Origin of the sequence: Arcicella rosea (assembly GCF_040543805.1) — a bacterium.
GTDB classification, from domain to species: Bacteria; Bacteroidota; Bacteroidia; order Cytophagales; family Spirosomataceae; genus Arcicella; species Arcicella rosea.
On sequence record NZ_JBEUMS010000010.1, the window covers coordinates 114,229 to 128,356 of the forward strand.

The following is a 14,128-nucleotide window of genomic DNA, read 5'->3' on the forward strand; positions in this document are numbered from 1 at the left end:
ATACGATTTTCGTATGGGCTTGTTTTTTATAGGCTTATCCTAAAAAATCACCAACCTGGGTTTTGCTTTAGATTAGGATTAAGAATTATTTGGTTCAGCGGAATCGGCGATAAATAGTTCTTCTTTGAAAACTTACGATTACTAGCTGGGTCTAAAACAATTGCTCCCGTTTGGGCATCCATCCCAAAAGTAGTGTAAGCAGAAGGTGTATAAATGGGCTTTCCGTTATAAATATACGTTTCATATTCTGTGCCGATTACTCTTGCACCCAAAATTGCTTGGTTCAACTCTTGTTCGGCAATATTCCAACGTTTTAAATCATCGAAACGGAAGTTTTCTCCAAATAACTCTAAGGCTCTTTCTCTGCGAATTTCGCCTAACATATTTAGTTTCGGATGAGTCGCCATCAAGGCATTCGTCAAAGGAGCTACTCCTGCCCTATTCCTAATTTTATTGATAGAAATATTCAGGTTTTCATCCGAAATAAATCCATCTCTTTCATACAAAGCTTCAGCATAAATCAAATATACTTCTGCCAATCTGATTTGTGGATAATCATAGGATTCTTGATTATCTTCTCGCAAGCGATGCTCAGATAAAAACTTACGATTTCCATAACCACCAGATGTACTGGCATTTAAAATAGCGATAGCAGGTAAAATTGTCGAAGGAAAATCTTGTCCATAATTGGCGCCCCCTCCCCTTGTACTTTTCCCGTAGCCCCAATATCTCTTTAAAGGTCTATACACAAAATTGTTTAAGCGGTTATCTCTGTTATCAAATTCATCCGTCATTTTTGCATATCCTTTAAAAACGGTAGATTCTGAAGGCGGTAATCCATCTTTGCATAAATACATATCCATCATTTTTCGGCTCGGCGCTAAATGCCCCGTAACGGTATGACTAATGTTCATTTGTGCTCTGTAAAAAGTAAAATCATAATTACTTTTCAAGATAAATTCTTTGTTAGAAGCCTTGGTAAAACCTAATGGATTTGAAAGGGCATCGTCTAAAGTAAATAGGTAAAAATAACTTTCGTCACCCAATTTGTCCCAAAGCTCATAACCTCCTTGCTCCATAACTGTCTTTGTCAGACTGACTGCTTCCTCTAAATATTGTCTGCTTTTATCTTCTTTCTTTTGATTTTTCTCAAAATCTGTACTTTCGCCCACATACTTTTCCCAAGTTGCTTCGTAGAGAAAAACCCTTGCTTTAAAAGCCATAGCAGCCCATTTACTTACATGACCTTTATCGTTGTTTGCGATATTTTGCTCTGTTGGTAAGTCTTGAATCGCTAAATCAAGGTCTGAGAGAATTTGCTTGGTTACTTCATACCTAGTCGCCCTTTTTGAATATAATTCAGGCGAATCAACATCAAGTACTTTTGTAAGAATTGGCACACCACCAAAGCGTTTGAGCAGAAAGAAATGGTGCCATGCCCGAAAAAAATAGGCTTCAGCCAAGTATGGTTTAATTTCGTCTTTATTTCCAGTATATACTTGCCCTTTTTGAATCAAAATATTATTTGAACGAATATATTTATAAGGATTCCGCCAGTAAATATCTATCGCTCCAGTTATTCCCCCACCTTGTCCATAAGTATTTACTCTTGAGGTAAGGTCTGAACCAATATCCATCCAATCATAAATATTTGAGTCATCAATGGTTCGCCACGAAATCATTTTAGTATAAAAATCATTGGTGGCGGCTTTAAATTGTTCAGGATTTTTAAAGAAAATAGCTTCAGTTGCTTGGTCAAGCGGTTCTAAATCTAATACTTCGTCTTTACAAGCAAAACAGCTTCCAATCAATAATAGCCCGTAAAAAAAGAATTGCTTTTTCATCTTAAAAAATTAAAAATTCAGTTCTAAGCCAACTGCCCAAGTTCTAGCAAATGGATAGGTTTGATTGGTATTTTCTCCAAACTCAGGGTCAAAACCATCTTTAATCGTCGTCCATTCCCATAAATCATTGCCTGCTACATAAATTCTGAACTTTTCTAGTCCAATTTTTTTTACCATTTTATTCGAGAAAGAGTAACCCAATACCATATTTTTCAAGCGAGCATAGCGCAGTTTTTGTACCATAATATCAGTGAAATTATAGTTCCAAGCATTTCTTTGTGTGGTTAAAGATAACCTTGGATACATGGCATTGGGATTATCGACCGTCCAAGTGTTTCCTAAAAAATTAGGGTTTTGATTCACATAAATCGTTCTGAAAGGAGCATTTAGATTTCCACTTCTCAACATATTTTGGCTTCCTACACCTTGAAACATGGAAGTAAAATCAAAGCCTTTGTAAGTAAAGCCAAAATTGAAACCAAAAGTATAATGTGGCGCATTATCGCCAATATATTGAAGGTCGCCAGTTAATCCGTTCCCTTGATTAGGATTCCCAGTGGCACTAATGTAGCCATTTCCATCTAAATCAGCTTTTTTCAAATCACCAGCTCGTAATTTTTGCGTACCCACCATTGGAAGTTCGCCAGAATTGGTGGCAGTCAATCTAGCATAATAAGCATCTACTTCTTCTTGAGACTGAAAATATCCTTCTGTTTTATAGACAAAAATAGCATTCAAGGGATAACCTTGAATCTGTGGAACAATGCCTGTATTCCATGAGTTTTTGCCTTCCATCGCAATCAATTTATTTTGATTATTACTCAAATTAAAAGACAAATTATAGGCAAAATCTCTGATTTTATCTTTCCAGTTGACTTGAAACTCCCAACCTTTAATCGACAAAATGCCATTATTGGTTTTAGGGGCGTTCGTTCCCAATAATTCTGGATAAGTAACATCAATTAGCATTCCGTTATTTCTTTTCAGAAAATAATCGAAAGTACCGATTAGTTTATTGTTTATCATCCCGAAATCAAAGCCAATATTGGCAATGCCTATGCGCTCCCAAGTTCTGGTATTGCTAGTCATTCCCGACAAATAAGCTGTTGGTTGAATCGTATAAGGGTAACCAAAAATTGTAGTCCCTGAATTGATAATGGATAAGTAATCGTAAAGCCCGATGCCCGATTGTCCCCCTTTTTCTCCATAGCCAGCCCTAATTTTTAGTTCGCTGATAGCAGGATTTTCTTCCATAAATTTCTCTTTGGAAATTATCCAACCAGCAGAAATTCCTCCAAAATTCGACCATCTGAAATCACTAGCGAAACGAGAAGAGCCATCCCTCCTACCTGTTAATTCTAAAAGATATTTTTCTTGATAATCGTAATTAATACGACTCACAAAAGAAAATAAACCCCAATGATTAGAACCGCCTGCGTTACTCGCATTTGTTGGGTCGGCAGTATTCAAATCATATAAACCCGGATAAAGTAAGCGTATTCTTCTACCAGATAGGTATTTATTTTCGTTAATTTCAGTGGTCGTGCCAAGCATCACAGCTAATGAATGTTGGTTGGCAAATGCCTTTTTATAATCTAGGAATCCACCATAATTTTGATAGTTGGTATTATACACATCTTCTTGGATAGTTGGGTCAGGATTTTGAACACTGGTGATTCTATCGCCAACCCAATTGTAAAGCTGGTAGGTTTGATAATATTGTTTTTTCCAACCTCTCAGATTTACGTTAGAAAGTTGAGTACTGAAAGTCAATACTTTAGAAAGCTTTGCTGAAAGTTTAAGATTTAAACGAATAATATCATCTGTAGTGGTGATTCTACCACTTTCGGTCGTTTTTGCGACAGGATTTCTAAAGCCAAAATTGTCGTACCAATTGCCTTTAAAGTTATAGACTGGAAAAATCGGTGGGTCGTACCAGCCATCTCCTACTCCAGTAATGGGCGAAGAAACTTCTCTTTTATCATAAGAAATCCCCGTTTCTATTTTTATTTTTTTAGAGAGTTCATAATCATAATTTACCCGCAAATTATACTTTTTTTCGCCATCGTAGGCTGGTTTTAATAAACCTCTATTATTGGCATAACCCAAAGAAATACGATAATTTGACTTGTCTGAAGCATTACTTAGGCTCAGATTATGCTGTTGAGAAAATGCTTTTCCATACAAAGCGTTCATCCAATTATTGTCTTCATAAGCTAAATCATAGCCCAAAGAAGTATTTCTCCATAAAAATGGCTTGCCGACAAGCATTTTTCCAAGGCTTTCTTTATCATAAATCCAGTAATAACCTACGCCGTCCTGCTCAGAAGCTTCTAAAAATAATTTTGCATATTCAGCCATATTAGCAATGGGCGTAGTTCTAGCCAAAGAAGAACTTCTTAAACTGCTATGATAACTTAATTTCATTTTCCCAACTTTGCCTCGTTTGGTACTAATCAAAATAACGCCACCTGCTGCTCTTGCGCCATAAATTGCCGCAGAAGCATCTTTTAATACACTAATGGAAGCTATATCATCCGAATTTAGTTGATTTAACTCCCAAGTACCCAATGTTGGAACACCATCCACTACAATCAGCGGGTCAACATCTGTAATGGAAGATTCCCCTCTAATTCTGATTTTTAGCCCTTCGTTTCCAGGTCTGGAAGAGTTTCTGGTAATTGTTAAGCCAGGAGTAGTACCTTGTAATTCCAAAGCGGTATTACTAACGGCTCTATCTTTAAATATTTCTGGACCAACTACAGCTATTGCACTCGTTAAACTTTCCTTTTTTTGAATACCATAGCCAACTACCACTACTTCGGAAAGCGGATTATTATCAATTTTAAGACTTATTTGAATGAAATTTTGTTGATTAACAATGACTTCTTCCTTTAAATAACCGATGCTTGAAATCAATAAAACGGTATTACTTTTGGGAATATTAATGGAAAAATTGCCCTCACTATCTGTAAGTGTACCTTTGGAAGTACCTTTAAGAACAACACTTACGCCTTGCAAACCGACTCCTAATTCAGGGTCATTTATTTTTCCTTTTAAGATGATTTCTCCTGTAGATTGGCTTGTCGTTTTTTTTTCTGGCAAAACGTTTTTTACTTCTTTTTTGGCGTTTGGGTCGAAAATCAGGTAGGATTGTTCACTGAATTTATCAAACTTAAAGCCATAGGGTTTGATGATAAAATCAAGTGTTTTTTCAAGGTTGTTGTACTTATTAAGTGCCGATAATTCAACCTTTTTATTGGCTAACAATTTATCGTTATACTCAAATATTACTTTATAGTGCTTGCCTAAAATATCAATGGCTTCCACTAGTGAAATCGTAAGGGGAGATTTAGACAGTACTTTACTTCTTTGTGCGAATGATTCATTACACAAAGGAAAATACATAAAAAGCAGTAAAAATATAATTCTAAGTAATTTATAATCCATTCATTACTAATTTATTAGCCCAAAATATATTTATACTTTTAATGCTAATAGCTTATTGGTAAGATTAATCTTATTTCAAGTGAATACTGTTCCCATTTTTAGTAATTTGAACGGGATATAATTTTTGGAGTTTTACAAAAAATATATCTACAGAATCCGTTGGAAATGAACCCGTAAAAGTTTCATTTTTTAAGGAGGGGTTATCAATTACCATATCAATATTGTATAAATCTTTCATCATTTGGGCAATTTCTACCAATGATTTTTGTTTAAACAACATTACTTTATTTTTCCAAGCAGTGGCATAAAGCGCATCTACTTCTTGCTTAACCAAAGCTGTTTGCGATTGACTAACGCTTTCATTTGGACGCAACAAAACGGTATTAGCAACATCTTTTTCATCCGTTACTTTTACTGAGCCTTCTTGCAAAACAATATTCTTTTCATGTCTGCGATTTGAAACACTAAAAATTGTTCCTAATACTTCTACATTCAAATTCTCTGCATGAACGATAAAAGGAAGTTTATTGCCATTATCTACTTGTTTGCTTACTTCAAAAATCACATCGCCTTCTACCCAAACTTCACGGTTGGAATTGGCATACATTCCATTTTTATAAACGATAGAAGAATTTGCATTTAACGTAACTACAGAACCATCGTTGAGGGTAATTTGCTTAATTTCTCCAAAACTCGTTGTTACTTCTTGGGTTCTAAAACGATAGAAATATAAACTAACAGCAGTAATCATTACCAAAGAACAAGCAACTGCCAACCAATTCCAATAATTTTTAAGCGGTTTGATATTTGTATTTTCAATGGCTTCATTTTCCAGATTTATGGCAATATTATGCCAAATTTCTGAGCGTTCTGTGGCTGTCCATTTTTCATTAAAATCAATTTTTTGAATGAATTTAGACGCTTGTGCTACTACAGCTTTTTTCTCAGGATGTTCAAGAAGCCATTGTCTCCAAAACGCTTCCGTTTGTTCATCTGGTGTTTTTACCCATTTTTGGAAAAAGTCATCCATTATAAAATCTTCTATGTCAAATGCTAAATAGTTCATTTTCAAAATGGGAAAACTGTTGATTAAATTAAGGATTATATCGTTAAAGACGTACTTTATTGTTTTTGTAACCTTTTAAAAATAAATTAATTGCGAAGCAAACAAGTGAACAGCAAAAGCATCATTGGCAATAGCAAATCTATTTTATCCGAAAGGTTATGTCTTAAACTTTTGATGGCTCTGTGTAAAGTATTGCGCAAAATCTGATAGTCTAAACCTGTTACTTCTGCAATGCTTTCGTAACTCATGTTTTCAAAAAAACGTAAGAAAACGATTTCTTGCTGGCGTGGCGGAAGCGAACGAATGGCTACTTTCAGCATATTATCAATATCTGGCGCATCTAATTCTGGGATTTGACTATAATTATTCACAAAAAAATCATCTTCTGGGTTTGTATCCGACTGCTTTCGGTCGTTTACAACGCTTTTTAAAATAATTCTTCTGAGCGATACGATAAGATAATATTTAACGGAATTGGGCGTAGAAAGATTTTTTCTTCGATTCCAAACCTGAACAAAAAGCTCTTGCACAGCATCTTTTACCAAATCTCGATTATACACAATCGAAAGTCCGTACTTCAATAGCGTGTCAGCATATTTTTGGTAAAAATAGCCCAGTGCTTCTTGTTCTCCATCAAGAAGGCGTTTCCACCAATCGGTTTCGTTATTTGGTAATTCTGAATACAAGTTTTAATAATTTCAAGAAAAAACATAAATCGTTTATGTGCAAGTTAAAACAAGATTCTAGGCTTCACAAAGAAAAATAGTACTTTCATCAGTAAAACCGCCATTTGCAAATAATACGCTCGTATTTTGAGCAAACAAAGAAACCCCAAACACAAAGGAAAGGGGTTTTATCTGTTCAGGTCAATTTGTTTCTTCTGAAATAATAAAATTGATGAAAAAAAATTCAGCTAAATTTTACTGTGATTTAATTTTCAAAATACTGCTTTTCAGTCCTTCTGCTTCTACTTTTAAGATAATTTCTCCCACTTTTTGTGTTGGGCGAACAATTACTAATCCTTTTCCTTGGAATACTTTTTTCTCTGGTTTCTGGAAACTCGACATATCTCTTGGATTGCCATTGCCAACGCCTATGATTCTTCCATTGCCTGCGATTTGGTACTTTACTAATACTTCATCTTCAGATGGAACAACATTGCCCTGTTCATCTACAATCTCTACGTTAATGTAAGCAAGGTCATTTTTATTCGCTTTGATAATTGCTCTATCGGCTTTTAAACGTAGTGCAAAAGGTTTTCCTGCTGTTGTGATTGTTTCAGAAGCCACTTCTTTATCGCCTTCAAAACAACGAGCCACTAATTTACCTGCTACATAAGGAATTGTAAATGTTGCTGTTATAGAACCTTTAGGAACTGTTTGCTCGGTGATTACTTTACCATTCAATTCTAATTTAACGGTTGAGCTTCTTGTAAAAACCCTTACTTGTAACGAGTCATTTTCATGTCCCGTCCAAGTCCAAGATTTCAATTCATCTGGGAAACCATAAAACCCTGTCTGTTCTTTGTAGCCTGTTGGAATGGGACGGTGAACCAACATTTCTATTTTACTTCTTCGCCAAACAACATCTAAGTAATATGATGCTGATTTTTTGTTGCCAATCAAATCTAATTCGCCTGTATATGAATTAAATATTGGCCATTGTGGTGACATAAACGTTTCGACAAAACCTTCGCCCATAAGACCATCCCCTTTTTTACCTGTATTGCTTTTAAGTCTTGCCAAGCCAATGCCTCCCTCGCCTAAATAATCTATGCCTGCCCAACTAAAAGTACCAATGACATAAGGGTTTTTCTCTACGGCATTCCAGTTTTCTAATGCCTTTGGTGGAAAATATTCTGTGGCAACCATTACTCTTTTAGGAAATTTTTTGTGGTCGCTTTCGTAATATTGTAATCCATAATTATAGCCTCCAACATCAAGCGCATCGAATGAAGGAGCTGTCGCATCCCATTTTTTTCTTTTCAGCAAGGGAATATGGAAAGGAATTGCTGCTGTAACAGGTCTTGTGTTATCCAAAGTACGCACAAAATCACCTAATTTCTGTGAAGTTTCATAGCCCAAACTATCTACTATTTCGGGGATTTCATTACCGATACTCCACATAATTATCGAAGGATGATTAAAATCTTTTTGAATCCATGATGTCAAATCTTTTTGCCACCAATTTTTGAAATAATCGGCATAATCATCTGGCGTTTTGTTGATATTCCACATATCAAAAGCCTCGTTCATGACCAACATTCCCAACCTATCGCAAGCATCTAAAAGTTCCGCAGAATAGGGATTATGAGCAAAACGCACGGCATTGTAGCCATTCTTTTTCAGTAATTCAATTTTTCGCTCTTCCGCTCTATCTATCGCCATCGCTCCCAATGGACCGTTGTCATGATGAATACAAGCACCCCTGAGTTTTATATTTTTTCCATTCAGCGTAAAGCCTGTTTCAGCATCGAAGTGAATATTCCTGATACCAAAATGTTGTGTATATTCATCAATCACTTTGCCGTTTTGTTTCAAAAGCACTTTTGCTTTATACAAAATTGGATTTTCGATATTCCACAAAGCAGGGTTTTTCAAAATGATATTTTGCTCCATCTTACTTTTGTTCGAAACAATCACAGTATTAGTAGCCACTAATTTTTCCGTACTTGCATATAGTTCGCTTGTTAAGCTTAGATTTTCTTGAGCATTATTGATGTTTGTAGTAATTTGAATATCAGCCGATTGCTCAGAAACCTTGTTGGAAACAATTTGAACGCCCCAATTTTCAATATGTGTTGGATGAACGATATTCAGCCAAACATGACGATAAATGCCTGAACCTGAGTACCAACGAGAATTATCTCCTTCATTTTTCACTTCTACGGCAATCACATTTTCCTGTCCCACAGGATTCAAAAATGCCGTCAGCTCATAAATAAAAGAAGTATAGCCATTCGGGTGATTGCCTACATGATGCCCATTAATCCAAACATCGGAATTCATATAAACGCCATCAAATTGGATATAAACCTTTTTTCCAGCACTTGTTTTGTCTAACACAAAGTGTTTTCTGTACCAAGCCGTTCCGCCCACAGTGAAAGCAGTGGCATTTTTACCAATTGCATTTTTAGAGAAGGGACCTATGATACTATCGTTTGGCGTTTCTACCAAATCTTCAATACTCCAATCATGCGGTAAATCTAATTTTCGCCAATCTGAGTCATTAAATTTTACTTCTTTTGCATTCGTTTCTTTGCCTTTTTTAAATTTCCATTGGTCATCAAAAGAAATTTTTCTTCCTGACAAAATTGGTTTAGCGATTCCTTGTAACGTAATTCCCAATAATATGATGCTCAAACAAAGGATCTGTTTCAGGGTCTTTTTCATGTGCTTATTCTTTTACTTCTAAGATTTTAACTGTACCCACCAAACCATTTGACATCAATTGACCATCCATTTTTTTGAATTGTCTATAATGCGAATTACCTTTTACAGCTTCACCAATAAAATGATTCAATAAAGTTGGCAATACTCTAACTTCTATCTGATTAACTCCTCTTTGCAAATACTTATCTACTGCCAAAGTATAAGGAGCATTGATTCTTTTACCTGCAAATTTTCCGTTAATGAATACTTCTGCGGTGTGATACACTTTGTCCAAATCAAGAAAATAATGCGTTTTTGAATCAATCTCATTCATTTCAAATGAGCTTTTATAAATTGCTCCAATGCCGAGATGTTTAAAAGCGTCATTGGTTTTCCAGTCGAATAAATTACTGTTACTTACTTTTAAAGTATCTGCTTGAATTGACCATTTGTCAATCGTCAAAAGCATTTTGGCATTCGTTGGATTGATTGGAGCTTTTGAAAGCAATGATTTATCAGCGATAGGATTTATCGAAGCATATAAAATCACTGAACTATAAGGCGGAATTTTGTAGCTTATTTTCGACTGATTAGTATTTTGAGTAATGGCTCCATCTTCTGCATTCAGCCAATAACTTCCTGTATATTTTTTGTCCAAAGACAATGAAATCGTTTGCCAAGAATCGCTTTTATTCCAGATAAATTGAATACGACTTCCATCGCTCATTTCTCTTTGAATTTGGCGATTAAAATGATACGAATCATTGAATTTCACGGTCTGTTTTAAGGTAGCAATCCAAGTATCAACTTGTTCTTTTTCAGTAATTTGAGTACTATTTTTCTGTTGAATCGCTGATTTTAAAAGTGTTGCTACTTTCTTATCATTTTCTTCCCAATTCAGAAAAGATGGTTGCCTTTTGGGTAAATTTCCTGAATTCAAAAATTTCATTCCTTGACTCGCCAATTTGGCAATTTGTTGAGCAGATTGCATTTCAATCGTTGAATTATCTGACAAGATAAGTGCCTGATAAATATTGCCTCTGATATTGATTTGTTTATCGTTCGTAAGTTTCGCTTCTTGAATAGATTTATCATTTACCCATTCCCAAGTAATGCCTTTGGCTTCGAGTTGATTGATAAGTTCCCACGTTTTTTCAGCCCATTTACTTTTTTCATCTACTTGTTCTTTGGCTTTTGTCAATGGAGGTTCAATACCAAGCATTTCACCCATTGTCATAATTTCCTCAGGATTTTCAGGCATTTTATCGACATTCATGTAGGGAAAATAAATCAAAACATCCGTCTTGGCTTTTCCAGCACGCAAAGCATATTGCGTGCGTTGAATGTACTGGTTAAGGTCTTTTTGGTATTTCCAGAAAATATCACTTTCTCCATAATTTGACGAGAAATTAACCGTACCCAATGCAGCACTTGAGAAAGGATACCAACCTTCTTTGGCAAAATCTTTTTGAAAATAACGATAAGGAATTCCATGATAAATAATTTGATTTGCTCCTGCTGCAAACAATTTATCAACCGCCAAACGTGTTTTTTGTGGCGTTGTCATATAAGCTCTGTTGGCAAAAACCACAGATTCCGACGAAACCAATGGACGATTATACAAATGAGCTCCCGAAGAAACAATTTTCATATTTGCCTCAGAAGCCAACATACTTTCCATTTCGGGAATAGATGCTAAACCAGCAATTGACATCATATCCATATTCAAGCCATACGTTTGAGTACGATGCAACAGCCCTTGTTTTTCCATAAAGTTCTTACTCGTTTTCAAGAAATGTTCTCCTAACAATTCACTTAAAGTAAGGTCATAATCGTGGCGAATTCTGGTATCTATTTCAGCATCAAAAGTGAAATCTTTCGGAGCATTCGGATTCATAAAAGAAACATAATTGTACCCTTTTTGCATATTTGCCGCCAAGTAAGGCGTTGAGTCGTAGCCTCTATGTTTTTTGAACCAATCTATAAAATCAGCAGCGTAATGTCTATCCGCTTTAAATTCATAACTATCATTAAAAATCGCTCGCATTGGATTACCGAAATAAGGTTTTAAGCCTGTGCGTTCGCCAAAAAGATGATTGTATAATTTGAGTACTTTTTCAGAATTGAAATGGTCAACCACATAACCTTGTTTTGGCTCTGATGCCATCGGTGTTTCACCACTTGGCAAACTCCAATAAGCAATTATTTTCCAATAACCATCAGGTAATGAAAGCTTTAACGAATCATTTACCACTTTGTTAGTAAGAATGATACTGGAATTAATATCTAAAGGTATTGTCTTAAGTGAAGCGTTTTCCTTCCCTCCTACTATTTTAGAGGCTACCACAGCTTGTAAAATAGAGCTACCTATTTTACTCGGCACTTTGGGCAAAGCTACTGTTAAAGGCTTCCCTCCTTCTACGGTTATGGCATTAAATCTAAGGTTTCTAAAACCATCATCTCCTTCCAAAATAGAACTTCCTGCTGGCCAACCACTTCCATTAGTCATGTCGATGATAAGCCCTCTTTTACGAGCTTCCTCCATCACTGCTTTCACATTTTCGTAATATTGAGGCGTATCCCAACTTAATATTTTATCACGATTCTCTGCCGTAATAGGCATGCCTAATTTTAGCGTTTGTATCTCTACTCCTGCAAAAGCATTATCCGCAAAAAGATTAATTTCTCTTTGTAATTCTGTGGCATTTACATCATTCCCAGGCCACCACCAACGAGCCATCGGGCCAAATTCCTGCGTTGGATTTTTGAATTTTGTCGGATTGAAATCGTAAGAAATCAACCATTTTGAAGGCTGTTCCTTCGATGGTTTAAAAGCAAATGTTATTAGAAGTACTCCTAAAACAAGCAATGTCCATTTTTTCATATCAATTATTAAATATCTTGCTCTTCTCGAAAATTAGCATGAGTAATCTGTAGCCGATAATGTTTCAGCATTATCGGCTATTTTTAATTTAAAAATAAATTGGGTTTTATTTCTTTATACTGTCCTTATTTGTAGGACAAATATAAATGGAATATTTAAACATACAATAAAATTAGTACAATTATTATTGCATTTTGTAACAATATAAAATTTGAGTAAATTTGTAGTATATTCGCCCAATACTTAATTAAAATTGAATCAACAAAACATAAACTACTTATAAATGGATGCCGCAGAAACAGCACTGAATGTGTTTGATAACTACATAAAACATATTGCCATCGATTGTGTAATATTCGGTTTTCACAACAATGAGCTAAAAGTTTTACTCGTAAAAATTAAAAACTTAGATGGTTGCTGGGTGCTACCAGGGGGATTTATTCAACAGTCGGAAGGCGTGGATGAGGCTTTAGATAGAATGCTCAAAGATAGAACAGGATTGACGAATATTCACCTCGAACAATTTGGCATTTTTGGTGATGTAAACAGAGTCTCAAGAAATTTCATTTTAAATTTAATTCCATCGGAACATCATGAAGATACTCGTATAAATTGGTTGGCAGGCAGAGTAATTTCGATGGGCTATTATGCTTTGGTAGAATACTCTAAAGTAAAGCCTAAAGTGTATGAATTTTATGATGATGCCTTTGAATGGTTTAATGTAAATGACTTGCCCGTTTTAGCAATGGATCATGAGAAAATCATTCAAAAAGGATTAGAAACACTTAGAATGATGCTTGACTATAAATTGGTTGGCTTTGATTTGCTTCCAGAAACCTTTACGATGCAGGAGCTTCAAAAACTGTATGAAACAATTTTAGGGAAAGAGCTTCGTAGAGACAGTTTTCAGCGTAAAATGCTGGATATGAATATTTTAGAAAGACTTGAAAAGAAATACACTGGTGCAGCCAACAAAGCTCCTTACTTGTATAGATTTAAGGATAAATCATAGTTTTGAATTAAATTGAAATGCTTTTTTGAACAGTAAAAATAAAGGAGGGAAATATTTCCCTCCTTTTATTTAAAACACTATTTGTCTTTAATCCTTACTGCTTTTGCATCAAACATTCCCATTAACTGACCTTTTAGGTTATCGTCATTTTCTTTTTTCAATGGCAAGGTTACATCATAACCAGAAGCTGAAAAAGCGATTTCGATTTCACCATCTTTCTCATCAATAGATGTAATCGGAATAGCAGGCTTTGTGGCATCAGCTGCGTCTTTTAATTCACCCGTCAGTTTTCCGTCTTTGCGTACAAGTACAGTAACCATTTTACTATCTCCATTGGGTGTTCCGAAAATGGTAATTTCCCATTTTCCTACAAAAAAATCTTTAGTCGGCGCTGGTGTCGTTGTCTGTGAAAATCCATTGATTACTACACCTAATAATAACACAAATAGAAGAATGCTTGCTTTTTTCATGTGAATTGATTGTTTAATTGTGAATTTGATT

General features: G+C 35.2%; 8 protein-coding genes. 1 reads left to right on the top strand and 7 read right to left on the bottom strand.

From position 1 onward, the window contains the following. Positions 1-47: 47 nt before the first annotated feature. The 6 genes from ABID42_RS14340 to ABID42_RS14365 all read right to left on the bottom strand — a co-directional run bounded on the left by ABID42_RS14340 (position 48) and on the right by ABID42_RS14365 (position 12,615). Positions 48-1,844 (bottom strand): RagB/SusD family nutrient uptake outer membrane protein, encoded by a 1,797-nt coding sequence (locus ABID42_RS14340; protein ID WP_367284234.1) that lies wholly within the window; start codon positions 1,842-1,844, stop codon positions 48-50. Between the two features lie 9 nt (positions 1,845-1,853). Continuing rightward, entirely contained in the window at positions 1,854-5,294 is a 3,441-nt protein-coding gene (locus tag ABID42_RS14345) for a SusC/RagA family TonB-linked outer membrane protein (protein WP_367284235.1), read from the bottom strand. 70 nt (positions 5,295-5,364) lie between these two features. Beyond that, positions 5,365-6,360 carry a FecR family protein gene (locus tag ABID42_RS14350; protein WP_367284236.1) on the bottom strand — a complete coding sequence of 332 codons (996 nt, stop codon included), beginning with the start codon at positions 6,358-6,360 and terminating at the stop codon, positions 5,365-5,367. A gap of 86 nt (positions 6,361-6,446) precedes the next feature. After that, complete coding sequence (locus tag ABID42_RS14355) at positions 6,447-7,046, bottom strand: RNA polymerase sigma factor (RefSeq protein WP_323259789.1); 600 nt, start codon at positions 7,044-7,046, stop codon at positions 6,447-6,449. Between the two features lie 234 nt (positions 7,047-7,280). Next, positions 7,281-9,752 carry a glycoside hydrolase family 2 TIM barrel-domain containing protein gene (locus ABID42_RS14360; RefSeq protein WP_367284237.1) on the bottom strand — a complete coding sequence of 824 codons (2,472 nt, stop codon included), beginning with the start codon at positions 9,750-9,752 and terminating at the stop codon, positions 7,281-7,283. Between the two features lie 4 nt (positions 9,753-9,756). Next, positions 9,757-12,615, bottom strand: a complete 2,859-nt coding sequence (locus ABID42_RS14365; protein ID WP_367284238.1) for a glycosyl hydrolase — start codon at positions 12,613-12,615, stop codon at positions 9,757-9,759. Positions 12,616-12,898: 283 nt separating this feature from the next. Between ABID42_RS14365 and ABID42_RS14370 the strand changes: the two genes are divergently transcribed. Then, a complete protein-coding gene (locus ABID42_RS14370) occupies positions 12,899-13,627 on the top strand; it encodes an NUDIX hydrolase (protein WP_367284239.1) in 729 nt (242 codons plus the stop codon). A 77-nt stretch (positions 13,628-13,704) separates the two neighbouring features. Here ABID42_RS14370 and ABID42_RS14375 read toward each other — a convergent pair whose 3' ends face one another. Next, on the bottom strand, positions 13,705-14,097 hold the full coding sequence (locus ABID42_RS14375) for a hypothetical protein (RefSeq protein ID WP_367284240.1): 393 nt from the start codon (positions 14,095-14,097) through the stop codon (positions 13,705-13,707). Positions 14,098-14,128: the final 31 nt, after the last annotated feature.